22 protein-coding genes and 1 pseudogene are annotated in these 21744 nt (G+C 62.6%); 11 read left to right on the top strand and 12 right to left on the bottom strand.

Annotated elements, in window-relative coordinates; all coding sequences use genetic code 11:
- Nucleotides 1-93 precede the first annotated feature (93 nt).
- The 4 genes from ACWHXD_RS19050 (at nucleotide 94) to ACWHXD_RS19035 (ending at nucleotide 3560) form a co-directional block, all read left to right on the top strand.
- On the top strand, nucleotides 94-726 hold the full coding sequence (locus ACWHXD_RS19050) for a glutathione S-transferase family protein (protein ID WP_138763314.1): 633 nt from the start codon (nucleotides 94-96) through the stop codon (nucleotides 724-726).
- Nucleotides 727-742: 16 nt separating this feature from the next.
- Nucleotides 743-1663, top strand: a complete 921-nt coding sequence (locus ACWHXD_RS19045; RefSeq protein WP_032896344.1) for a LysR family transcriptional regulator — start codon at nucleotides 743-745, stop codon at nucleotides 1661-1663.
- Entirely contained in the window at nucleotides 1663-2547 is an 885-nt protein-coding gene (locus tag ACWHXD_RS19040; protein ID WP_138763313.1) for a LysR family transcriptional regulator, read from the top strand. Before ACWHXD_RS19045 ends, ACWHXD_RS19040 begins: the two co-directional genes overlap by 1 nt.
- Before the next feature lie 80 nt (nucleotides 2548-2627).
- Nucleotides 2628-3560, top strand: coding sequence for a pyridoxamine 5'-phosphate oxidase family protein (locus tag ACWHXD_RS19035; RefSeq protein WP_138763312.1), 933 nt, complete (start codon nucleotides 2628-2630; stop codon nucleotides 3558-3560).
- A gap of 154 nt (nucleotides 3561-3714) precedes the next feature.
- Here ACWHXD_RS19035 and ACWHXD_RS19030 read toward each other — a convergent pair whose 3' ends face one another.
- Nucleotides 3715-3990 (bottom strand): DUF6124 family protein, encoded by a 276-nt coding sequence (locus ACWHXD_RS19030; RefSeq protein ID WP_138763310.1) that lies wholly within the window; start codon nucleotides 3988-3990, stop codon nucleotides 3715-3717.
- Nucleotides 3991-4562: 572 nt separating this feature from the next.
- Between ACWHXD_RS19030 and ACWHXD_RS19025 the strand changes: the two genes are divergently transcribed.
- Nucleotides 4563-4967 carry a RidA family protein gene (locus ACWHXD_RS19025; protein WP_138763308.1) on the top strand — a complete coding sequence of 135 codons (405 nt, stop codon included), beginning with the start codon at nucleotides 4563-4565 and terminating at the stop codon, nucleotides 4965-4967.
- Nucleotides 4968-5078: 111 nt separating this feature from the next.
- Here ACWHXD_RS19025 and ACWHXD_RS19020 read toward each other — a convergent pair whose 3' ends face one another.
- Nucleotides 5079-6566 carry an aldehyde dehydrogenase family protein gene (locus ACWHXD_RS19020; protein ID WP_138763307.1) on the bottom strand — a complete coding sequence of 496 codons (1488 nt, stop codon included), beginning with the start codon at nucleotides 6564-6566 and terminating at the stop codon, nucleotides 5079-5081.
- 236 nt (nucleotides 6567-6802) lie between these two features.
- Between ACWHXD_RS19020 and ACWHXD_RS19015 the strand changes: the two genes are divergently transcribed.
- Entirely contained in the window at nucleotides 6803-7972 is a 1170-nt protein-coding gene (locus ACWHXD_RS19015; RefSeq protein WP_138763306.1) for a p-hydroxyphenylacetate 3-hydroxylase oxygenase component, read from the top strand.
- Between the two features lie 56 nt (nucleotides 7973-8028).
- Nucleotides 8029-8502, top strand: a pseudogene (locus tag ACWHXD_RS19010) (flavin reductase family protein); the annotation flags it as partial.
- 32 nt (nucleotides 8503-8534) lie between these two features.
- Here the strand turns inward: ACWHXD_RS19010 and ACWHXD_RS19005 are convergent.
- Entirely contained in the window at nucleotides 8535-9857 is a 1323-nt protein-coding gene (locus ACWHXD_RS19005) for an alginate export family protein (RefSeq protein WP_138763305.1), read from the bottom strand.
- Between the two features lie 217 nt (nucleotides 9858-10074).
- Between ACWHXD_RS19005 and ACWHXD_RS19000 the strand changes: the two genes are divergently transcribed.
- The 3 genes from ACWHXD_RS19000 to feaR all read left to right on the top strand — a co-directional run bounded on the left by ACWHXD_RS19000 (nucleotide 10075) and on the right by feaR (nucleotide 13160).
- Nucleotides 10075-11574, top strand: coding sequence for an APC family permease (locus ACWHXD_RS19000; RefSeq protein WP_138763304.1), 1500 nt, complete (start codon nucleotides 10075-10077; stop codon nucleotides 11572-11574).
- Complete coding sequence (locus ACWHXD_RS18995; protein WP_138763303.1) at nucleotides 11537-12103, top strand: DUF3156 family protein; 567 nt, start codon at nucleotides 11537-11539, stop codon at nucleotides 12101-12103. Before ACWHXD_RS19000 ends, ACWHXD_RS18995 begins: the two co-directional genes overlap by 38 nt.
- 115 nt (nucleotides 12104-12218) lie before the next feature.
- On the top strand, nucleotides 12219-13160 hold the full coding sequence (gene feaR, locus ACWHXD_RS18990; RefSeq protein ID WP_138763302.1) for a transcriptional regulator FeaR: 942 nt from the start codon (nucleotides 12219-12221) through the stop codon (nucleotides 13158-13160).
- Between the two features lie 186 nt (nucleotides 13161-13346).
- Here the strand turns inward: feaR and ACWHXD_RS18985 are convergent, their stop codons facing one another.
- From ACWHXD_RS18985 to ACWHXD_RS18965, 5 genes are all read right to left on the bottom strand, one after another.
- Nucleotides 13347-14102: an SDR family oxidoreductase gene (locus tag ACWHXD_RS18985; RefSeq protein ID WP_138763301.1), complete on the bottom strand. Its 756-nt coding sequence runs from the start codon at nucleotides 14100-14102 to the stop codon at nucleotides 13347-13349.
- A complete protein-coding gene (locus tag ACWHXD_RS18980) occupies nucleotides 14092-14895 on the bottom strand; it encodes an SDR family NAD(P)-dependent oxidoreductase (protein WP_138763300.1) in 804 nt (267 codons plus the stop codon). Before ACWHXD_RS18980 ends, ACWHXD_RS18985 begins: the two co-directional genes overlap by 11 nt.
- On the bottom strand, nucleotides 14888-15709 hold the full coding sequence (locus ACWHXD_RS18975; protein WP_098950892.1) for a molybdenum cofactor biosynthesis F family protein: 822 nt from the start codon (nucleotides 15707-15709) through the stop codon (nucleotides 14888-14890). Before ACWHXD_RS18975 ends, ACWHXD_RS18980 begins: the two co-directional genes overlap by 8 nt.
- 13 nt (nucleotides 15710-15722) lie before the next feature.
- Nucleotides 15723-16088: a cupin domain-containing protein gene (locus ACWHXD_RS18970; RefSeq protein WP_056787204.1), complete on the bottom strand. Its 366-nt coding sequence runs from the start codon at nucleotides 16086-16088 to the stop codon at nucleotides 15723-15725.
- 134 nt (nucleotides 16089-16222) lie between these two features.
- The gene (locus tag ACWHXD_RS18965) at nucleotides 16223-17521 is read right to left on the bottom strand and encodes an NAD(P)/FAD-dependent oxidoreductase (RefSeq protein ID WP_138763299.1); all 1299 of its coding nucleotides are present in this window, start codon (nucleotides 17519-17521) and stop codon (nucleotides 16223-16225) included.
- 207 nt (nucleotides 17522-17728) lie between these two features.
- Here ACWHXD_RS18965 and hpaR point away from each other — a divergent pair, with 207 nt between their 5' ends.
- Nucleotides 17729-18151, top strand: a complete 423-nt coding sequence (gene hpaR, locus ACWHXD_RS18960; RefSeq protein WP_032896376.1) for a homoprotocatechuate degradation operon regulator HpaR — start codon at nucleotides 17729-17731, stop codon at nucleotides 18149-18151.
- A gap of 126 nt (nucleotides 18152-18277) precedes the next feature.
- On the opposite strand, the gene hpaI is transcribed toward hpaR, so the two are convergent.
- From hpaI to ACWHXD_RS18940, 4 genes are all read right to left on the bottom strand, one after another.
- Nucleotides 18278-19078 (bottom strand): 4-hydroxy-2-oxoheptanedioate aldolase, encoded by an 801-nt coding sequence (gene hpaI / locus ACWHXD_RS18955; protein WP_138763298.1) that lies wholly within the window; start codon nucleotides 19076-19078, stop codon nucleotides 18278-18280.
- A 16-nt stretch (nucleotides 19079-19094) separates the two neighbouring features.
- The gene (gene hpaH, locus ACWHXD_RS18950) at nucleotides 19095-19898 is read right to left on the bottom strand and encodes a 2-oxo-hept-4-ene-1,7-dioate hydratase (protein WP_032896381.1); all 804 of its coding nucleotides are present in this window, start codon (nucleotides 19896-19898) and stop codon (nucleotides 19095-19097) included.
- An 11-nt stretch (nucleotides 19899-19909) separates the two neighbouring features.
- Nucleotides 19910-21214 carry an MFS transporter gene (locus tag ACWHXD_RS18945; protein WP_003192395.1) on the bottom strand — a complete coding sequence of 435 codons (1305 nt, stop codon included), beginning with the start codon at nucleotides 21212-21214 and terminating at the stop codon, nucleotides 19910-19912.
- A 137-nt stretch (nucleotides 21215-21351) separates the two neighbouring features.
- Complete coding sequence (locus ACWHXD_RS18940; RefSeq protein WP_138763297.1) at nucleotides 21352-21744, bottom strand: tautomerase family protein; 393 nt, start codon at nucleotides 21742-21744, stop codon at nucleotides 21352-21354.

The following is a 21744-nucleotide window of genomic DNA, read 5'->3' as shown; positions in this document are numbered from 1 at the left end:
ATGAAATGCTGGATTGTGAATCCTGGTCATTCCGCCAGACAGGGCAGCGGTAGAACATCCCTGGCATCGATACCCACTCATTTGGAGCCTGTCATGACCCGGCCTGCGATCAAACTCTATGGTTTTCCCCTGTCTGGCCACTCCCACCGGGTCGAGCTGATGTTGTCCCTGCTGGGGCTGGCGAGTGAATTTGTCCTGGTGGACCTCAAGCAAGGTGCGCATAAAACGCCTGAGTTTCTCACCACCTTGAACAGCTTCGGCCAGGTGCCGGTGATTGATGACGGCGGCACGGTACTGGCCGACTCCAATGCCATCCTGCTTTACCTGGCCAGCACCTATGGCAACGGCCAATGGCTGCCCAGTGACCTTGTCGGGCAAGCGCGGGTGCAGCGTTGGCTCTCGGCCGCCGCCGGCCCACTCCATGCCGGGCCTGCCACGGCTCGTTTGGCCACGGTGTTTGGCGCCGAGGTGGACACTGTGAGCGCAATCAACCGCGCCCATGCCTTGCTGAGCGTGATGGAGCAGCAACTGAACCAGAGCCGTTTCCTCGCCAGTGAGCAGCCCAGCATTGCCGATATCGCCTTCTACACCTACGTGGCCCATGCGCCGGAAGGCAATGTGTCCCTGGCCGACTACCCTAAGGTACGCGCCTGGCTGGCCAGCATCGAAGCACTGCCGGGTTTCGTTGGCATGCCGCGTACGGCGGTGGGGCTGCAATCGCAATAACAACCGAGGGGCGCCGATGGACCGATTTCATGAAATGCAGGTGTTCCTGGCCGTGGCCGAGGAGGAGGGCTTCGCCGCTGCTGCACGCCGCCTGAACACGTCGCCGCCCAGCGTGACTCGGGCCATTGCCGCCATGGAACAACGCATCGGCACTCAGTTGCTGGCGCGCACCACCCGCAGCCTGCACTTGACCGAAGCCGGCCAGCGTTACCTGGAAGATTGCCGACGCATCCTTGCCGAGCTGGATGAGGCCGAGGAAGCGGCGGCGGGCAGTTACTCCATTCCGGGCGGTCAGTTGACGGTGACCGCACCGGTACTGTTTGGCGAGCTGTATGTGGCGCCGGTTCTAGGGGATTATCTGGACCGTTTTCCGTTGGTGAGTATCAACGCCTTGCTGGTCGACAGGGTGGTCAATATGACCGACGAAGGTGTGGATGTAGCGGTGCGTATCGGCCACCTGCACCAATCCGGACAGCAAGCGATCAAGGTCGGCGAAGTACGCCGGGTGGTGTGCGCATCGCCGGCTTATCTTGACCAACACGGGCGGCCCCAGCGCCCCGAGCAGTTGCGTGAGGCCAAGCTCGTCACGTCATCGTCCAGCCAACTGGTCAGTGAGTGGACATTTATCGACGCCGGCCAGCCGCTGAAGGTACCGATCGATCCACGCCTGGTGGTCACCGCCAACAATGCCGCGATCAACCTGGCCCGCCTGGGCTGGGGGATGACGCGGGTACTGTCTTATCAAGTCGCGGCAGCGGTGGCGGCGGGTGAGCTGGAGCTGGTGCTGGAGGATTTCGAACCGGCGCCGCTGCCGATCCACGTGGTGTTCCAGCAAAACGGCCGCGTGCCGGCCAAGGTCAATACGTTTGTGGATTTCCTCAGCCAGCGCCTCGGGCAGGACCCGGCCCTGAACGCGGCGACCAAGCGGCGCGCCTGATGGAGCGTTTTCGCGATATGCAGCTGTTTACCGCGCTGGCCGGGCAACCCAGCCTGGCGTCGGCGGCACGCCATGCGCAGGTCTCCGGCCCGACCCTGGTACGTGCGGTTGCGCGCCTGGAGGCACGCCTGCGTGTGGTGTTGCTGCATCGCAGCACCCGCGGCGTCAGCCTGAGCGACGCAGGCCAGGCTTACCTTGCCGACTGCGTGCGCCTGCTGGCAGCGGTGGACGCCGCCGAGGCTTCGGCCAACGGTTTGCATGTGCAGGCCCAGGGCGACCTGCGGATATTCCTGCCGTTGCTGTTCAGCCGCTATGTCATGGCGCCGCTGTTGGCCGGCTATGCGGATCGCTACCCGGCGGTGCGTGTGATCGCGCATTACCACGACTATTACCCGAACCTGCACGTAGAAGGGCTGGACGTGGCGGTGCTGGTCGGCGAATTGCCCAGTTCGTCGCTGATTGCGCGGCAGGTCGGGCAGGTGGGCACTGTCCTTTGCGCCAGCCCCGCTTACCTGGCGACCCGGGGCGAACCCCGGCATCCGGCTGAACTCAAGCAGCATCATCTGATTGCCAGCGCCGACCCGGTGCACTGGGATTTCCTGCATTACACCCTCAAGGCTCGCGCCCGGCTGAGTTGCGCCACTGTCCAAGGCGCGATCAATGCGGCGGTGCAGGGGGCGGGCGTGATTCGAACCTTGAGTTACCCGCTGCACGAACACCTGGCGAGCGGCCAGTTGCAGCGCCTGTTGCCTACCTTCGAGTTGCCGCCGCAGCCGGTGCATGTGGTCTACCGCGAAGGCCGCCATGCGTCGATGCGCGTGCGCAGCTTTGTCGACTACTGCGTCAGTGCGTTGCGCGAGCATCCGGCGTTTCAGTTGGCGTAATAGTGGATTGCCCAGGGTGGGCATTCTCTCCATCGCGACGTGGGCGCAGCATCTGCAGTCTCTAACCGGAGGTGAGCGCCATGCACTCGATTGAAGCAACCCCTTGGCATGTCGGCGAACGGCACATGCAGGAAAGTGCCGGCGTTTCTGAACGCATGGCCATGATCGGGCCCAAGGTCATTCGTGATCATTTGCCTGAGCAGCACCGCGATTTTTACCCGCTACTGCCGTACCTGATCGCGGGTGTGGTGGACGAACAGGGCATCCCCTGGGCGACGATGCTGGAGGGCGCACCAGGCTTCGCGCACTCACCAGATCCGCACACGCTGCAGATCGACAGCCTGCCTTCCAGAACTGATCCCGCCTGGGCTGGAATAACGGATGGCTCGGCCATTGGCCTGCTGGGCATCGACCTCAACACCCGCCGCCGCAACCGCATGAATGGGCGCATTGGAACGCTTGAGCAGGAGGGCTTCACCGTCGACGTGGTACACACCTTCGGCAACTGCCCCAAGTACATCCAACTGCGCCCCGTCGCCGGCATTGCGCGCAAACCCGGCAACCTGGCCGAGCGCAGCAACCGCCTGGATGACGCGGCTCAAGCACTGATCCACCACGCCGACACCTTCTTCGTCGCCAGCTACGTCGACCTGCACGGCGAACGCTCGGTGGACGTCTCTCATCGAGGCGGCAATACGGGATTTGTGCGGGTGCAAGGCAACGTGCTGACCATCCCGGATTTTGCCGGCAACCTGTTCTTCAACACCCTCGGCAACCTGCACGCCAACCCGGTGGCGGGGTTGTTGTTTGTGGATTTCGAGACGGGCGACGTGCTGCAAGTGGCCGGGCGTACTTCGTTGATCCTGGGTGGGCCGCAAGTGGCTGAGTTCGAAGGCGCGCAGCGCTTGTGGACGGTGACGGTGGAACATGTGGTCCGCCGCCCTGCAGCGTTGGCCTTGCGTTGGCAGTTCGCTGAGTTTTCACCGCACAGCCTGGCGATGGGCACCTGGTAGCCTGGCACGATAATGCCCTGTAGGAGCGAGCTTGCTCGCGAAAAACGTCAACGATAACGCGTGCTTCCTGAGTAAGCGCGGCGCCTGTGGATTTTTCGCGAGCAAGCTCGCTCCTACAGGGAATGTCATTGCCTGTTGGGTTTGCGCGTTTTCATCAGGCCGCCGGACACTCACGGTTCAGCGCTTCATCTACCAGCAACTGCGCAATCTCGATCATCTGCACCACCGCCAGCACCTGCTTGCGGGCGTGACCGTCAAGCTGTTCGGCACAGTCGTAGGCGCAGACGGTCGCGGACTCCAGCATTTCACTGGCATTGCTCAAGGCGGCTTCAGTGCTGAGTCCGGGGCGGACGGTGAAGATGACATCGGGGGATAGTTGCGGGTTGTCATCCGAGGGGGATGGTGGGGGATTGGGTGTGACTTTTTTCATGGCGAAGCTCCTATGAATGAGCACCTCCATTTCGCTACCACACGAAGTAAGGAGGCGACTGTACACGGGGTGGTAGACCGGTCATAGAAACCCGGCAGGCCGAAGCCTCCCATGCACAGCCGCCACAAAGCAGCCCGCATAAAAAAACGCCCTTGAGCGTTTTTGGGGTCTATGAAAGAACTGGGCTACCACACCCATTCGCTGATTTTGCAGCGACCCGCGAAGGTTAGCGGCGAGGTTCATCGGACGCAACCCGAAAGTTGTGTAAGAGCGGTCCGACAACCGCGCCATTGCGGGTACGCCGAATACCCCATGTAGGAGCGAGCTTGCTCGCGAAAAACGTCAACGATAACGCGCGCTTCCTGAGTAAGCGCGGCGCCTGTGGGGTTTTCGCGAGCAAGCTCGCTCCTACAGGGGATGTGATTGCCTGTTGGGTTTGCGCGTTTTCATCAGGCCACCGGGCACTCAAGGTTCAGCGCTTGACCCACGAACATGTTGCTGGATGTTGAACCATCATCCTGAGCGGTTTCTTTGGGTTAGCCTTGTTTTCCTACTGACAACAAGGATTGGTCATGCAACGAAACGTTATTAATCCCACGACGGTATTCAACTCCCTGCAATACGGTTTCAGCCAGGCCATGGAAGTGCCAGAGGGCCGGCGAATCATGCTGTCGGGGCAGGTGGGCGTGGATGCTCAAGAGCGTACGGTGGGCCCAGGGGTTGCCGAACAAACGGCCACGGCGTTGGACAATGTCGAAAAGGTGCTAGCCGCGGTGGGCGGTGATCTGTCTCATGTGATCATGCTGCGCTTGTATATTGTCGAATCTGCCCGAGAGCAGCAGGAGCCGATTGCCGAGGCTCTGCGCCAGCGCTTCGCGCACAACCCGCCACCGTCTTCGTGGATTATCGTCAGCGGGTTATCGTTGCCGCAGTGGTTGATTGAGATCGAGGCGGAGGCGGTGGTTCCGTTCAGTTAGGGCTTTTGTAGGAGCGAGCTTGCTCGCGAAAAAACCAGAGCCGCCGCCTTTATTCAGGATGCACGCGTTATCGTTGACGGTTTTCGCGAGCAAGCTCGCTCCTACAGCCATTCAATACCGAATCATCACCGACTTAAGCTCGGTGTAATCCTCAATAAACGCACTGCCAAACTCCCGCCCTAATCCCGAAGACCGGCTGCCCCCAAACGGCACTGCCGGGTCGAGCAAGGTGTGCATGTTCACCCACACCGTGCCCGCCTTGATCGCGGGGATCATGCGCAGGGCCTTGCCCAGGTCATTGGTCCACAGGCTGGCGCTCAACCCGTAGGCCCCGTGGTTCATCATCGCCAGCAGTTCGTCTTCATCGTCGTAGGGCAGGAAGGTGGCGATGGGGCCGAAGGTCTCTTCGTTGAGCAGGGTGTCGTGCAGGTGGTTGGCGAGGATTACGGTGGGTTCGACGTAGCAGCCGGGGCGGTCGATGAGGTGGCCGCCGTGGATGATCGTGTTGTTTTCGGCGCGGGCCTGGTTGAAGTAGCCGAGCAGTTTGTGTTGGTGTTGCTGGTGGGTCACTGGGCCGAATTCGGTGTGTTCGTCCAGGGGCGAGCCGATGGTCAGGCGGCTGAGACGTGCCGTGAGCTTTTCCAGCACGGCGTCGATCTGCGAGCGGTGCACGAAGAAGCGTTCGGCCGCCGCGCAGATTTGCCCTGAGTGCAAGAAGCCCGCTTCGATGATGCCATCTACCGCTTTGTCTACATCCATGTCGCGCAGGAAGCCGGCGGCGTTCTTGCCGCCCAGCTCCAGGGTCGCGCGGGTGAGGCCTGCGCCCATGGCACTGCGGCCCACCGCAATACCGGTGGGCACTGAGCCGGTGAACGACACCTTGTGGGTGCCAGGGTGTTCCACCAGCCCCTTGCCGACATGGCCGCCGCCGGTCAGCACGTTGAGCACCCCCGCCGGCAACCCGGCGTCGATGGCCAGCTCGGCGATGCGCAGCAGGGTCAGCGGCGTGAATTCGCTGGGCTTGATGATGATGCTGCAGCCGGTTACCAGCGCCGAGGCGAGCTTCCAGATGGCGATCATGGTCGAGAAATTCCACGGCACAATGCCCACCACCACGCCCACCGGTTCGCGCAAAGTGAAGGCGGTGTAGCGCTCGCCATTGAACGAAGGCAGCGACGGCGTGAGGGTCTGGCCGCTGAGCTTGGTGGCCCAGCCTGCGTAGTAGCGCAGGAAGTGCGCGGCCTGATCGACCTCAAAGGCGCGGGAAACCTGGATGATCTTGCCCGACTGGCAGGTTTCGATCTGCGCCAGTTCTTCGCGGTGGCGTTCCAGCAGGTCGGCCAGTTTCAGCAGCACGTTGCCACGAATGGCCGGTGCGGTCTGTGACCACAACTGGAAACCCCGGTTGGCGCAAGCGACCGCAGCGTCGATATCCGCCAAGTCAGCGTCGGCCACATCGGCGATCACCTGGCCGGTGGCGGGGTTGGTCACGCTCAGGCGTGCATCGGCGTGGCTGCGCACACTGGCGCCGTCGATGAATAGCCCATGACGGCGACGCAAAAAGGCTTCGACGTGAGGCAGCAGCGGGATATCGCTCATGGCAGGTTCCTGGCAGTTCACAAAAGAAAACTCGAGGTTAACCAACGCGCAGGTACGCGGCTTGACTGTGCCTGCCAGGTTTTATGCCTGTGCCTGCCGTGCCTGTGAAAAGTACAACCTTGCCTGCCGAACGTGCATGTTGTGCCGGCGCAAGCCGGTCGATACTGGCCCTGCATCCCGCGCCGTTCCACGATTTGGAGCGCCTGCCGGACTTCCAATAATAAGCAGGGCCGTCCATGAAAAAGCCAAACCCGCTCCTCGAAGACCTCAAGCCTCTTCTGCCTGCCATTGCCGCCAACGCCAGCCGTGCCGAACAGCTGCGCCGAGTGCCGGATGAGAATATCGCGCTGCTCAAAAGCATCGGCCTGCACCGCGCCTTCCAGCCCAAGGCATTCGGTGGCCTGGAACTGTCGCTGCCCGAATTCGCCGATTGCATCGCCTTGCTTGCCGGCAGTTGCGCCAGCACCGCCTGGGCCATGAGTTTGTTGTGCACCCACAGCCATCAACTGGCGCTGTTCTCGGCGCAGTTGCAGGAGGAGATCTGGGGCGCCAACCCGGATGCCACGGCCAGCAGCAGTATTGCGCCGTTCGGCCGGGTGACCGAGGGTGAGGGCGGCGTGTACTTCAGCGGCGAGATGGGCTGGAGCAGCGGCTGTGACCATGGTGAATGGGCGATTGTCGGCTGCCGTCGCCAGAATGTCGAAGGCACCCAGGACTACTGCTTTGCCGTGCTGCCGCGCAGTGACTATCAGATCCGCGATGACTGGTTTGCAGCCGGCATGAAAGGCAGCGGCACCAAGACCCTGATCATCGACAACGCCTGGGTGCCCGAGCACCGGATCCAGAAGGCCAAGGACATGATGGAAGGCAAGTCCGCAGGCTTTGGTCTGTACCCTGACAGCCAGATTTTCTACGCGCCGTATCGGCCGTATTTCGCCAGTGGTTTTTCCACCGTCAGCCTCGGTGTGGCCGAGCGCATGCTGGAGGTGTTCCGCGAAAAAACCAAAAACCGCGTGCGCGCCTACACCGGTGCCGCCGTCGGCGCCGCGACCCCGGCGCTGATGCGCCTGGCCGAGTCTACCCACCAAGTGGCCGCCGCCCGGGCGTTTTTGGAAAAGACCTGGCAAGACCACGCCGAACACAGCGCCGCCCACCGCTACCCAACGCTAGAAACCCTGGCGTTCTGGCGCACCAACCAGGCCTACGCCACCAAGATGTGTATCGAAGCGGTAGACCGGCTGTTCGCCGCCGCCGGTGGCAATGCCTGGTTCGAACACAACGAAATGCAGCGCCTGTTCCGCGATTCCCATATGACCGGCGCCCATGCCTACACCGACTATGACGTGTGCGCGCAGATCCTCGGCCGTGAGCTGATGGGCCTGGAACCCGACCCGAGCATGGTGTAGCCGCGTTTTCCCTACAACAATCAGGGCGGCCCATAGAGGCCACCCGGGAGTCTTGCATGTCTGACGTATTCGACCCACGAGCCTTTCGTCGCGCCTTGGGCAACTTTGCCACTGGCGTGACCGTGGTCACCGCCGCCACCGCTTCAGGGCGCAAGGTGGGCGTGACGGCCAACAGTTTCAACTCGGTGTCCCTCGACCCGCCGCTGGTGCTGTGGAGCATCGACAAACGCTCCAACAGCCATGCGGTGTTCGAGGAGGCCAGCCACTTTGCGGTGAATGTGTTGGCGGCGGACCAGGTGCATCTATCCAACAATTTCGCGCGCCCCCGTGAAGACCGCTTCGCCCTGATCGAATACGAGCCGGGGGAGGGTGGCTCGCCGGTGTTCGCCGATTGCTCGGCGCGTTTTCATTGTGAGAAATACCAGCAGGTGGACGGCGGCGACCATTGGATCATGATCGGCAAGGTGGTGGCCTTTGATGACTTTGGCCGTGCGCCGCTGCTCTATCATCAGGGCGCGTATGCCGAGGTCCGGGCGCTGCCTCCTTGCGCGCCCGAGGCGGTTTAGAACGGCACGGCGACCACCAGTTGGCTGTAGACATTGGTGCCGTTGCCGCCGACCTGGTTGCCGCCGTTGTCGGCTGATTTATTCGGTTTGTACAGGCCGAGCAGCGGCGTGATGATCAGGTGCTCGTTGACGGCCCATTCGGCATACAGGTCCAATTCGCGGCCATCCAGATTGGGCTGGTCACGGGTACTCACGGTGTTGTAGTCGAAGAACAGCGCCCCAAGGGTGACGTTCTCCAAGGGCTTGACCTTGAGCGCCACGTGCTGCACGGCGGTATTGCTGTTGAAGGGGCCGGAATAGTTGCCCGCCACTTCGCCCTGCACCCAGGTGCCGTAGCCACGGTTGAAGCCTGAGAACATGCCGTCCCAGTTCTTTGAATAGCGTGCATAACGATAGGTCAGGTCCGGTGACCACGGCAGGTTGGCAAAGGTGTAGCCGGCTTCGGCGTAGCCGGCATTTTCCTGGCCGTCGCGACGGCTTTGGCGCGCCAGTTCGAAGGCGAAGTGCGCGTTGTCGATACCGGCACTGCCGGCGCCGCGCAGGCTGTAGAGGTTCATGCCTTTGCGCTGGCGCTGCAGGTCGGTGGCGAAGCGCTCATCCACGTCGATGCCGTGAATGTAGGTCAGCCCCAGGGTGCCCGGCGCGGCAGTGTATTCCAGGGTGCCGGCGGCCATTTCGGTGAGGGCCTGGGCGCGGTTGTCGGACTTGATCCACATCAGGCTGCCGTGCACACCGTCCTTGCCGCCCAGGCGAATCACCGCCGTTTTATCGAAGGCATGGCGCGCGGCGATGTAGTAGGCGCCGCCGCGATTGAACTCGCCGTCGCCCACGCCATTGCCCAGGTTGGGGCCGTCGTCGTTAAGGATAAAACCGTCGCCGAGCATGATGATCTGGCGACCGAACGACAGGTCCAGGCCATCCTTGCCCAGCGCCGGTAACAACTCGCCAGACCGCCAGCCCGCAAAGGCCTCGTCAAACTTGGTGGTGCGCTCGGTGCCGTTGGTGAGCCCTGCCGCATCGCCATCGCCCCAGGTACCGGAACTCACCAGGTTGGCCGTGCCATACACGCCGCCCAGGTGGCCCAGGCTTTGTTCGACGCTCAAGCCGTACTTGATGAACGCCTCGCGCCAGGTGGAGCCGCCGCTGCGCCCATCGTAGTTCTTCGGGCTGTTGAACATACCGTACACGGCGAGGAAGTTGCCGGTGACCTGGGTGTCGGCGTCGGCATATAACTCGATGGCCTGCGCCTGGCCCACCAGCAGTGCCACGCCCAGGCAGACCGCCTGGCGCAGGCGGCGGTTTTTCAGTGTGTGCTCCATTGTTATTGCCCCCATCTTGGTTAAGAGTGAGGGCGCATTAGGGCGAGCGGTATGAGGCCAAGTCTTTTCCCTGCGTGCCAGGCAATTGACTCTGGCCGCCAGGCCACACGCCCTGGCAGGCAGCAACAAAACCGGCGGCAGACAGGGGCAAGACGATCAACGGGAGTGGGGCGCAGAGTGCCGACACATTAAAAAAAACCGCTTCGAGGACCCCTCCATGTCGATCAACGACCGACTCACCGCACACCTCAACCGGGGCACGGTAGGTTTTCCCACTGCGTTGGCCAGCACCATCGGCCTGATCATGGCCAGCCCGGTAATTCTCACCGCCACCATGGGTTTTGGCATCGGTGGCAGCGCGTTTGCCCTGGCGATGCTGATCGCCGTGGTGATGATGCTGGCCCAGGCCACCACCTTTGCCGAGGCGGCGTCGATACTGCCCACCACCGGTTCGGTGTACGACTACATCAACTGCGGTATGGGCCGGTTCTTTGCGATCACCGGGACCTTGTCGGCCTATCTGATCGTGCATGTGTTCGCCGGCACGGCCGAAACCATCCTCGCCGGGGTCATGGCCTTGGTGAACTTCGAACACCTCAATACTCTGGCAGAGTCGGCCGGCGGCTCATGGCTGCTGGGCGTCGGTTTCGTACTGGTGTTCGGCGTGCTGAATGCCTTTGGCGTCAGCGCATTTGGCCGCGCGGAGATCATCCTGACCTTCGGCATGTGGACCACCCTGATGGTGTTTGGTGTACTGGGCCTGATCGCCGCGCCCGCGGTGCAGTTGGATGGCTGGTTCGGTGAGTCGCTGGTGGGCACCGACCTGGTCACCGTCCTGTCGCTGGTGGGCATGGCGATGTTCATGTTCGTGGGCTGCGAGTTCGTCACCCCGCTGGCGCCGGACCTGCGCCAATCGGCCAAGGTGATGCCACGGGCGATGATGCTCGGGCTGATGGGCGTGGCCACGTGCATGTTCATCTATGGCGCGGCGATGAAGCGCCAGGTGGAAAACGTGGTGCTCGATGCGGCTTCCGGTGTGCACTTGCTGGACACGCCCATGGCCATCCCCCGGTTCGCCGAACAGGTGATGGGGCAGATCGGCCCGTTGTGGCTGGGCATCGGCTTTCTGTTCGCTGGCGCTGCGACCATCAATACCTTGATGGCCGGCGTGCCGCGCATTCTCTACGGCATGGCGGTGGATGGCGCCTTGCCCAAGCTGTTCACCTACCTGCACCCGCGTTTCAAGACGCCGCTGTTGTGCATCCTGGTGGCCATGTTGATTCCGTGCTTGCACGCGCTGTACCTGGGCGGCAACACTGACAACATCATGCACCTGGTGCTGGCGGCGGTGTGCGCCTGGAGTTTTGCCTACCTGTTGGTGACGCTGTCGGTGGTGATCCTGCGCATTCGGCGTCCGGACTTGCCTCGGGCCTATCGCTCGCCGTGGTTCCCGCTGCCGCAGATCGTCTCCAGCATCGGCATCCTGTTGGGCATGTGGTTTATCACCCCGCCCGGCATGAACCCGGCGGACATCTACGTGCCGTTTGGCGTGATGCTCGGTGTGACGGCCACCTACGCGCTGTTCTGGACCCTGGTGGTGCAGAAGGTCAACCCCTTCAAGCCCGCCTGCGTGGAAGAGGTGTTGGCCAGGGAATTCAATCATGAACCGGGGCACGCCCATGCCAGTTATAGCGACCTTGCGGCAAAAACTGTTTGAGCTGTTTCGTGCCGACCGCGCACCCAGCGGGTACCGGCCGGGGGTGACCCTGGCGCATCTGCGGCGTGATCTGGGCCTGGCCACCCTTGAAGTGGATGGTGTGGCCTTCGAGATTGTCGAGCGCACCGAGTCGCAGCTGTTGATGCACCTGGTGCTGACCGAATGTGTCCTGCGCGTTCCTGCTGCAGCGGGTGGCACCGCTCGCTTTGAGGTGCACCATGGCGGCGCGATCCGTCGCAGTGGCATTCATGTGCGGCGCCGCGCTGGCAACCAGGCACTGGGCCGTGAATTGCAGGCGCGTTTACAGGCTGACAGCGTGTTGTTCCAGGCGTTGATGCCGCTGGATTTCAAGCGCCTGCGCATCGAGCTGCACGACCAGCAATGGTGCGTGCGCCTGGAGCATATGGGTGGCAGCGAGGTGGTCAACCGCATGCCGGCGTTTCGGCGCTACATTGCGGTGAGCGCCGAGCAACGCGGGTACCTCTTGGCAACCCTGGCCGGGTTGCGGCGGGTACTGTCGGGTCTCTGATTGGCACCATTAGTGCTTCTGCAAAGGGCAAACAGGTTTGTTGTTGCGTGCATATAGATAACATGTTAACTATTGCACCAGAACAACAAGAATAACGCCACTGCGGAGACACCCCATGAGCATCCCACAGCATGCACCCGACGGGCTCGACAGCTGGAACCGCGAACTGCGCGCCGCGTGCGGCCACTTCGATACCGAACTGGCTTTCAACCGTTCGCTGTTTATCGGCGAGATCCACAACCTGTCGCGTGGCCTGGCCATCCTGCGCACCAATGCCGGGCTGATCAAGCGCCCGACGCACCACGCCGACCATGACAACGACCAGGAATGTTTCCTGGTCAGCCAGCGCAGCGGCTATTCGCAAATCACCCAGAACGACCAGACGGTGCAACTGGCCCCCGGCGAAATGCTGTTGATGGATTCGGTGGGCGCCATCGAAATTACCCCCTTTGGCCTGATCGAACACGCCTCGCTGTCCTTGCCGCGCACTGCGGTGTGCAAGCACCTGGGTGGCCAGGCGCGGGCCTTCGGCAAGATCTCCTCGACCAAAGCCTGTGGGCGCATGCTGCATGTGCTGATGGACCAATTGTGCAAGGACGATACCGACGAAGACGCCACGCAAGTGGAAGCGCTGCAAGCGGCGTTCGTCTCGCTGTTGGGTTCGGCGTTGGAGCAGGGCGATGAGTGCCGCGAAGGCGTGGCCGCGTTGCAGGGCAATAACCTGCGCAGTTATGTGCAGAAGGTCATCGACGAGTCGCTGAGCCAGCCAGGCTTGAGCCCGATCGGCCTGGCCAACCGCCTGAATATCTCGGTGCGACACCTGTACCGTTTGTTTGAAGAACAGGACGACAGCGTCTGCCGCTATATCCAGCGCGCGCGGCTCAAGCGCAGTGCGGATGACTTGACCAACCCGTTTCTGCGCAGTGAGTCGATTACTTCGATTGCCTACAAATGGGGCTTTACCGACTCGGCGCATTTCAGCCGGTCGTTCAAGAAACAGTTCGAGGTATCGCCCAAGGACTTTCGTTCGAGCCGGTTGCAGGCGGTGGGGGTGTAAACAGGTTCTTCAAGCTGCATGAGATCCAATGTGGGAGCTGGCAAGGCATTTTGTAGGAGCGAGCTTGCTCGCGAAAGACCCACAGGCGCCGCGTTCATTCAGGAAGCACGCATTATCGTTGACGTTTTTCGCGAGCAAGCTCGCTCCTACAGGGCATTGTGACAAGCCCCACAGTTAGTTCGGGTTTCAGGTTTCGGGAAGGGTAGCGCCGCCGTCCACCACCAGCGTCTGCCCGGTGATATAGCCCGCCAGGTCGGAAGCCAGAAACACCATCGCCCCGGCAATATCCGCCGCTGCGCCCAGGCGTCCCAGCGGCACACGGCGGGCGATGCTGTCATTCACGGCCGCATCGCCCAGGTTATCCATCGCCGGGGTGGCGATCATGCCGGGCTCCACGCCGTTGACCCGCACATTCAACGGCGCCAGCTCCAGCGCCGCATTGCGGATAAACCCATTCACCCCGGCCTTGGACGCCGCATAGTGGCTCAGCCCCGGATAACCGACACGGTTGCCGGTAACCGAAGACGTCACCAGCACGCAGCCCCCGCCTTGGGCGCGAAACCTCGGCAACGCCGCCTGGGTCAGCCAGAACAGCGCCGACAGGTTCACCGCCAAAGTACGCTCCAGAATCGCTGGGGTGATGTCGGCAAAGGCGGTCAGCGGAAAGTACCCGGCGTTGTGCACCAGCACATCCAGTTGCGCCAAGCCTTGGACGCAAGCAAACACCGCTTCGGCATCCGCCAGGTCAACGCCAACGGCTTCCACTTGATAGCCCTGCGCGCACAACTCGGCAGCCACGGCTTCAGCCTGTTCAAGCAGGCGGTCGGCAATCACCACCCGCGCACCGCGTTCGGCAAAGGCTTGGACGATGCCCAGGCCAATGCCCTGGGCGCCGCCGGTGACCAGCACGAGCTGGCCGCTGAAATCCAGGTCATTCGTCATGGGCAGGCTCCAGGCGCGTGAACGCCAGCGTCGGCACGTCGACGATGCTGGAGCCACCGTCCGCCACCAAGGTGGCACCGGTAATGATCGAGGCGTCGTCGCTGGCCAGGAAGCGGCACACCTTGGCGATCTCGTCGGCGCGGGCGGCGCGCCGCAGCGGTACATCGGCACACACACGCGCATAGGCCTGCTGCAAGGTCTCGCCGTACGCCTCCATCAACGGCTGCATCTCGGCGTCGGCCATCGGCGTGTGCACCCAGCCTGGGCACACCGCGTTCACCCGTACGCCATGGGGCCCATAGTCACGGGCCAGCGAGCGGTTGAGCCCGAGCAGCGCATGCTTGGCGGTGGTGTAGCCACACACCTCGGGGCCTGCCGCCAATGAGGCGATGGAGCCAATCAGCACCATGTTCCCGGCGCTTTCCTGTAACAGCGGCAGGCAGGCGCGAGCGCTGTAGAACGCACTGTCGAGGTTGCTGCGCAGTGCGCCTTCCCAGGTGGCTGGGCTGGTCTGGGTCGCGCTGCCCAGGCCATGGCCACCGGCACAGGCCAGCAGCACATCGAGGCGCCCGAAGTGGGTGCGGATTTGTTGGATGAAACCGTCCCAGGTGTCCGGGCAGGCGGCATCGCCCACCAGGATCAGCCCGCCGGTGTCCTGCGCCACCTGTTCCAGCGGCTCGCGACGCCGACCGATCAGCACCAGCCGTGCGCCTTCCTGTGCGTACAACCGTGCGCAGGCGGCGCCGATGCCGGTGCCGGCCCCGGTGATCACCACCGTGCGCGGCTCAGTCACGGGGGTACTCCGTGTGGTTGAGCACCTGGCAATAGGAACTGATCGGGAAGTTCGACAGCGCGTCGAAAGACGCCCCGGCATAGCCGAAGATCTTGCCGTCGCTGCGGTGCTGTTGCAGGTCGATCAGCACCAGGCCGAGGGTCGGCACGATCTTCTCTTGCCAGACGAACAGGTACAGCTGTTCGGCGATCTTGTAGTAATGGCAGCGGTCGGTGTCGCACAGGCCTTTCTCCACGCCCTCAAGGCATTGCCAGGCGTAGAACCGCGGGTTGAGGTAGATGTGTTCGTAGACCTCGCTGGGGCTGTAGCGATACTGGTTGCGCAGGCCGACCAACTCGTCGGTGGGGGCGTGCAGGCAGAGGCCGTCCTGCCACGGCCGGTCGAGGCTGCCGTGGAGGAAGTCGACCTGTACCGAGGTCAGCGGTTTGCCGGCCAGGGCACGGTGGTACAGGCCTTCGTGGGTCTCTGCCGGTTCTGGCATACGGCCAATCACGGCGGTAAAGGAGGCAGTTGGTGTGTCCAGCACCAGGCTGATCGACCAGCTTTGCCCGGCCTCGTGCTTGATAAAGTCCACCAGGTACAGGCCTGGGCGAATCGAGCTGGCGCGGTAGGCGGCGCTGCCGCTGGAGTGGCCATCGGCGGCGTGCCAGGCCAGGCGCTCCTGTTCGAAGCGGTGTTCGATCTGCCAGCCATTGGCAAAGTGCAGGGTGAAGGTCTGGCCGGCCAGGTCGGCCAGGTTCGGCAGAATGAACGCTTCAGGCGCAAACCCCTCAGCCAGGGCGCCTACGGTGATCCAGTCAGATGAATTCGACATGGCAACGCCTCCCTTACACGACGGCGAAGTAGTGTTTGACGAAACTCTCGCTGACCACTTCCCACAGCACAGGCGTGCCCTTGGTCACGAACCAGCTGTCACCGGCCTTGTAGCGGGTGGACTGGCCGGTGGATTCATCGGTGAGTACCACTTCGCCGGTGACTATCGTGGCCTGTTCGGCAAACGGGTAAACCATGCGGAACTTGCCCTGGGTGGTGCCGAAGTACGCACTGCTGACCGCATCGGTGGGCGCGCCGAAGGTCATCTTGCCGAAGGCGCGTACTTCGCCTTCGAGGATTTGCGAGCCGAGGTCGGCCACGGTGCCCCAGGCGTCGAGTTCCGACAGCTGGACGTTGTGTTTGATAGCGGTAAGGGTCATGGCAGATGCTCCTGATAAATACGAGATTTTTGTAGGAGCGAGCTTGCTCGCGAAGAACGTCATGGCAGCGCGATTTACCTGAAGGCCCGCGTTATCGTTGACGTTTTTCGCGGGCAAGCCCGCTCCTACAGGGGTTAGCGGCGACCGTTCCAGTAGCCGGAAAGTTGGTGCCAGGATTTGCCCGCCGTCAGCAGCAGGGGGCGGATCGCGTCCTTGCCGATGATGGTGGGGCGGGGGATCGAGCTGACCAGGTCATAGCGCGCCGAGCCCTCGCTCATGCCTTCGGCCAGCACCTTGCAGATGACGTGGCTGGGGGTGACGCCAAAGCCGGAATAGCCCTGCACGAAAAACGCATTGCTGCGCCCCGGCAAGGTGCCCACCTGCGGGAACAGGTTCGGGCTGCACGCCATCGGGCCGCCCCAGGCCAGGTCGATTTTCACGTCCTTGAGGTAGGGGAAAATCTTCAGCATCAGCTGGCGGTTCCAGGCTTTCAGGTCGCCGGGGATGTGCTCCACCAACGGCGTGGCGGCGCCGAACAGCAAGCGGTTTTCATTGGTCACGCGGTAGTAGTCGATCACCGGGCGGATATCGCTGTAGGCCCCACGGATCGGGCTGATGCGCTGGATCAACTCCTCGGACAACGGCTCGGTCATCATCTGGAACGCGTAGGTGTTGATGGTCGAGCGGTGCAGTTCCGGCTCCAGCTTGTTGAGGAAGCTGTCACAGGCCCACAGCAACTTGCTGGCGCGTACCGAACCGCGACCGGTGCGCACGGTGATGCGCTCGCCATAGCTGACTTCCAGGGCCGGGCTGTTTTCGAAGATCTTCACACCATGGCTGGCCAGCGCGGTGGCTTCGCCCAGCAGCAGGTTGAGTGAATGCACATGCCCGCCGCCCATGTGCAGCAGGGCGCTGGTGTAGGCGGTGGAGCCGATGATCTGCTGCACGTCGGAGCCGCCGAGAAAGCGGATTTCGTGCTGGCTGTTGATCGACTTGAAGTCCTTCTCCCAGGCGCGCAGGGTTTTTTCCTGGCGGGCGTTGAAGCCCATGTAGCCGTAGCCGTGGCAAAAGTCGGCGTCGATGTTGTACTTGGCGATGCGGTTCTTGATGATGTCGGCGCCCAGGTCGCTGATCTCGAACACCTGGCGCAGGCCGTCTTCGCCCACGTCCTTCTTGATCTTCTCCAGGTCATGGCCGATGCCCGCCATGATCTGCCCGCCGTTGCGACCCGTGCCGCCAAAGCCCAGGTAGCGCGCTTCGAGCACCACAATGTTGGTGATGCCTTTTTCCGCCAGCTCAAGGGCCGTGTTGATCCCGGAAAAGCCGCCGCCGATGACCACGACGTCTGCGTCGATATCCTGTTCCAGGGTGGGGAAGCTGAGGTTGTATTTCTTGGTGGCGGTGTAGTACGTGGGGGTTTCGATGTTGATCATGGCGCAGCCTGAAAAAGTGAAGGAAGGCGCTAAAGCGGATGCCTCCATTAGGGCCCTTGGCGGGCTGGAAGTCTTGATCCTGCGTGCCCGGTTTTTTGATTCAGCGCGCCACGGGCGAGGGCACCTATAAGTTATAGCGCGCTCGCCGGCCGGGAATGTTAGAGTTTCGTTAAACTATTAACTAAATACTTCGTGACCCTGAGCCCTATGTCCACACCTCGACAATCCCTGACCCTGGCCTTGCTGCAAGCGCGCGAGGCCGCGATGAGTTTTTTCCGTCCTTCCCTGAATGAACACGGCCTGACCGAACAGCAATGGCGCATCATCCGCATCCTTGAACAGCACGGTGAGTTGGAGATCTACCAACTGGCGGAACTGGCCTGCATCCTTAAGCCGAGCATGACCGGCGTGTTGGTGCGCATGGAAGCGGCTGGCATGGTGCACCGGCGCAAGGCCGAACAGGACCAGCGCCGGGTGCTGATTACCCTGGCGGACAAGGGCAAGGCGAGTTTCGAGTCCATGAGCCAGTGCATGGAGGCCAACTACCAGCGTTTGCAGGATCAGTTTGGTGAAGAGAAATTCCAGATGCTGTTAGGGTTGCTGGATGACTTGAAGAACATCAAGCGATAAACCAACAGCTGAATCACCACCGATCAAAATGTGGGAGCGGGCTTGCTCGCGAATGCGGCGTGTCAGTCAGCAGATTCATTGACGGATATACCGCATTCGCGAGCAAGCCCGCTCCCACAGGGGATCTCAATACACTGCGCCAGTGGTGGTGGCCTGTGGAATATCTTTGAACTTCCCGGCCAGGCTTTGCAGCCCCCGCATCAACACCGTGGTATCGACCCCCACCGCCACGAACGTCGCCCCCAACGCGATATAGCGCCGTGCGAGATTTTCATCCGCACTGAGAATCCCTGCCGCCTTACCCGCCTTGACGATACGCACGATGGCGTCCTCTATCGCGGCTTGTACCTCGGGATGCCCCGGATTGCCACGGTGGCCCATGGACGCGCTCAAATCTGCCGGGCCGATAAACACCCCGTCCACACCTTCGACGGCGGCGATGGCGTCTAGGTTGGTCAGGCCCTCGGCGTTCTCTATCTGCACCAGCAGGCACATCTGCGCATCGGCCTGGTCGAGGTAATCAGCGATGCTGTTCCAGCGCGAAGCGCGGGCCAGGGCGCTGCCGACCCCGCGAATACCCTGGGGCGGGTAGCGCAGGGCGCGCACCAGTTCCCGGGCCTGTTCGGCGCTTTCCACCATCGGCACCAACAGCGTCTGCGCGCCGATATCCAGCAGCTGCTTGATCAGCGCCGTGTCGCCGATCACCGGGCGAATCAACGCCTGGCTGGGGTAGGGCGCGATGGCCTGTAATTGCGCGAGCATGTCTCCCAGTTGATTGGGCGCATGTTCGCCGTCGATCAGCAGCCAGTCGAAACCGGCGTTGGCGGCCAGTTCCGCGCAGTAGGCGTTGGCAAGGCCGAGCCACAGGCCGATCTGTACCTCGCCGTGGTGCAGGCGTTGCTTGAAGCGGTTGACAGGCATGTCCATGACAGCACTCCTGGGTTCAGACGAAGCGGCAGGCAATCGAGCCGAGCAGGTCGTAATCGACGTGGAAGGTATCGCCAGGGCGGGCCGCCACCGGGCGGGTAAACGAGCCGCCGAGAATCACCTGGCCGGGCAGCAGGGTGACGTCATAGGGCGCCAGCTTGTTGGCCAGCCACGCCACGCCTTTGGCCGGGTGGTTGAGCACCGCCGCCGACACCCCGGACTCCTCGATCACGCCATTGCGATACAACACCGCCGGTACTTTGCGCAGGTCGATCTCGGTGGGGCGCACTGCGCGGCCGCCGAGCACCACACCGGCATTGGCGGCGTTGTCGGAGATGGTGTCGAACACCTTGCGGGTCGCGTTGGTGTGGGGGTCGACCTGCTGGATGCGGGCGTCGATGATTTCCAGCGCCGGGATCACCCATTCAGTGGCGTCGAGCACATCGAACACCGTGCAGTTGGGGCCCTTGAGCGGCTTGCCGAGGATGAAGGCCAGTTCCACTTCCACCCGTGGCACGATGAAACGCTCGAAGGGGATGTCGCTGCCTTCTTCGAAAAACATGTCGTCGAGCAAGGCGCCGTAATCGGGTTCGGTGATATTCGACGACACCTGCATGGCCCGTGAGGTCAGGCCGATCTTGTGGCCCTTGAGCGTGCGCCCGGCCTTGATCTTTTGCGCGACCCATTCACGCTGGATGGCGTAGGCATCCTCGATCGTCATGCCGGGGTAGTCGAGGGAAAACTGACGCACCTGTTCGCGGCTGCGTTCGGCGCGGTCAAGGTTTGCGGCGGCCGCGAGGATTTGCTGGGAGTCGAGCATGGCAACGGTCTCTAGTGTGGGTTGACGATGGCGGCCTGGGTGCGCAGCACCAGCAAGCCACCCAGGGCGATAAACAGGGCAAGTACGTACAGGGCCAGGCTGGCGCTCTGGGTGGCGTCGCGCATCCAGCCGATCAGGTACGGCGCGAGGAACGCCGCGATGCTGCCAAACGAGCTGATCATGGCGATGCCCGCCGCCTGGGTGGTGTGGGAGAGAAACGCCGGCGGCAGTTGCCAGAACATCGGCAGCGCGGCACTGGCGCCCATGCCGGCAACCACCAGCCCGCTCATCACCAGCAGCGCATTGCCGGGCGCCAGGCCCGCCACGGCGATACCGAGCGCCGCCATCAGCAACGGCACGCACAGGTGCCAGCGGCGCTCGCGGTGACGGTCGGACGAACGCCCGCAGCCGAGCATGAAGAAGCAGCCGGCCAGGTACGGCACGGCGCTGAGCAAGCCGACCTGGCTGTCACGGCCGATGCCGGCGCCGTGGATCAGGGTGGGCATCCAGAACGCCAGGGTGTTGACCGCCAGCATCACCGCAAAGTACACGGCCACCAGCAGCCACACCTGCGGGTCTCGCAGGATGCCGCCGAACGAGGTGATGGTCTTGCGCTGTTCCTCGTTGCTCAATTGGGTGCGCAGTTGCTGTTTTTGCTCGGCAGTCAGCCAGTGCACCGACTCGAAGCTGTCCGGCAACCACTTGAGCACCACCAGCCCCAGCAGCACCACGGGCGCGCCTTCGATCAGGAACATCCACTGCCAGCCTCGCAGGCTGCCGACGTCGTGGAAGTTCTCCAGGATCGCCCCCGAAATCGGCCCGCCAAGCACCCCGGCCATGGGCACCGCAATGGCAAACAAGGCAGTGACCTGGGCGCGACGGCGTGCCGGGTACCAGCGGTTGAGGAATACCAGGATCCCCGGGAAAAACCCGGCCTCGGCCACCCCCAGCAAAAAGCGCAGCACGTAGAACCCGCGCGCACTCTCCACCCACAACATGCCGGTGGAGAGCAGGCCCCACACCACCATCAGGCAGGCGATCCAGCGCCGTGGACCGACGCGGTCCAGGGCGATGTTGCTGGGCACGCCGAACAGCGCGTAGGCGATGAAAAACAGGCCGGCACCGAAGCCGTACACGGTGTCGCTGAAGTGCAGGTCGCTGCTCATCTGCATCTTGGCAAAGCCGATGTTGATGCGGTCCAGATGGGCGAACAGGTAACACACCAGCAACAAGGGCATCAGGCGCCAAGTCACCAAACGATGGGTGCGGTCGTGCTCGGCAAGCTGCAGGCTTGCAGTGGAATGGGCTGTGCTCATGGTGGTGTTCTTTTTGTTGTTGTAGGAGCGAGCTTGCTCGCGAAAAACGTTAACGAAAACGCAGCGCGCTTGGATCCGCGGGGCCTGGAGGTTTTTCGCGAGCAAGCTCGCTCCTACAGGGGAGAGGCGGGGCCGTTTCAGTTCGCCGGGTTGTTCAAAAACGCGTGCACATTGTTCTGCTTGAAGTTGAGCTGCGGGTGCAGCTCGATCATCTCGAACGACAGCGCCAACAAGCGCTGCGCCTGCAGCTGGGCGAAGTGCTCGGTAATCACCGCGAACACTGCTTGGGCGACTGCTTCGCGGGTTGCCAGGTCGCGGCCGTGGCCGACCTTGAGGGTCATGTGCACAAAGGCATAGTCGTGCTTGCCGTCGGCCATGCGCCAAGTGTCCAGGCGCACGCCTCGACTGCGAATGCCGCCCAACGGAAACACGCCGCTGTCGCCCAGCACGCGGTGGACTTTTTCAAACAGGCCGGGCAAATCGGCCTGCGATTCGAGGTTGTCGGTGTACTCAGCGATAAAGTGCGGCAT

This window comes from Pseudomonas fjordensis (assembly GCF_976987115.1).
Note: the sequence above shows the minus strand (reverse complement) of the source record. Positions and strands in the feature narration are given on the sequence as shown.

Coding starts and splice junctions, on each gene's coding strand:
- ACWHXD_RS18985 (WP_138763301.1), bottom strand. CDS start 14,102: ATGACGAATGACCTGGATTTCAGCGGCCAGCTCGTGCTGGTCACCGGC.
- ACWHXD_RS19025 (WP_138763308.1), top strand. CDS start 4,563: ATGCAACGAAACGTTATTAATCCCACGACGGTATTCAACTCCCTGCAA.
- ACWHXD_RS19005 (WP_138763305.1), bottom strand. CDS start 9,857: ATGGAGCACACACTGAAAAACCGCCGCCTGCGCCAGGCGGTCTGCCTG.
- ACWHXD_RS18970 (WP_056787204.1), bottom strand. CDS start 16,088: ATGACCCTTACCGCTATCAAACACAACGTCCAGCTGTCGGAACTCGAC.
- ACWHXD_RS19015 (WP_138763306.1), top strand. CDS start 6,803: ATGAAAAAGCCAAACCCGCTCCTCGAAGACCTCAAGCCTCTTCTGCCT.
- ACWHXD_RS18945 (WP_003192395.1), bottom strand. CDS start 21,214: ATGAGCACAGCCCATTCCACTGCAAGCCTGCAGCTTGCCGAGCACGAC.
- ACWHXD_RS19040 (WP_138763313.1), top strand. CDS start 1,663: ATGGAGCGTTTTCGCGATATGCAGCTGTTTACCGCGCTGGCCGGGCAA.
- ACWHXD_RS19050 (WP_138763314.1), top strand. CDS start 94: ATGACCCGGCCTGCGATCAAACTCTATGGTTTTCCCCTGTCTGGCCAC.
- ACWHXD_RS19045 (WP_032896344.1), top strand. CDS start 743: ATGGACCGATTTCATGAAATGCAGGTGTTCCTGGCCGTGGCCGAGGAG.
- hpaH (WP_032896381.1), bottom strand. CDS start 19,898: ATGCTCGACTCCCAGCAAATCCTCGCGGCCGCCGCAAACCTTGACCGC.
- ACWHXD_RS18975 (WP_098950892.1), bottom strand. CDS start 15,709: ATGTCGAATTCATCTGACTGGATCACCGTAGGCGCCCTGGCTGAGGGG.
- ACWHXD_RS19030 (WP_138763310.1), bottom strand. CDS start 3,990: ATGAAAAAAGTCACACCCAATCCCCCACCATCCCCCTCGGATGACAAC.
- hpaI (WP_138763298.1), bottom strand. CDS start 19,078: ATGGACATGCCTGTCAACCGCTTCAAGCAACGCCTGCACCACGGCGAG.
- ACWHXD_RS18965 (WP_138763299.1), bottom strand. CDS start 17,521: ATGATCAACATCGAAACCCCCACGTACTACACCGCCACCAAGAAATAC.
- ACWHXD_RS19020 (WP_138763307.1), bottom strand. CDS start 6,566: ATGAGCGATATCCCGCTGCTGCCTCACGTCGAAGCCTTTTTGCGTCGC.
- ACWHXD_RS19000 (WP_138763304.1), top strand. CDS start 10,075: ATGTCGATCAACGACCGACTCACCGCACACCTCAACCGGGGCACGGTA.
- ACWHXD_RS19035 (WP_138763312.1), top strand. CDS start 2,628: ATGCACTCGATTGAAGCAACCCCTTGGCATGTCGGCGAACGGCACATG.
- hpaR (WP_032896376.1), top strand. CDS start 17,729: ATGTCCACACCTCGACAATCCCTGACCCTGGCCTTGCTGCAAGCGCGC.
- ACWHXD_RS18940 (WP_138763297.1), bottom strand. CDS start 21,744: ATGCCGCACTTTATCGCTGAGTACACCGACAACCTCGAATCGCAGGCC.
- ACWHXD_RS18995 (WP_138763303.1), top strand. CDS start 11,537: ATGCCAGTTATAGCGACCTTGCGGCAAAAACTGTTTGAGCTGTTTCGT.
- feaR (WP_138763302.1), top strand. CDS start 12,219: ATGAGCATCCCACAGCATGCACCCGACGGGCTCGACAGCTGGAACCGC.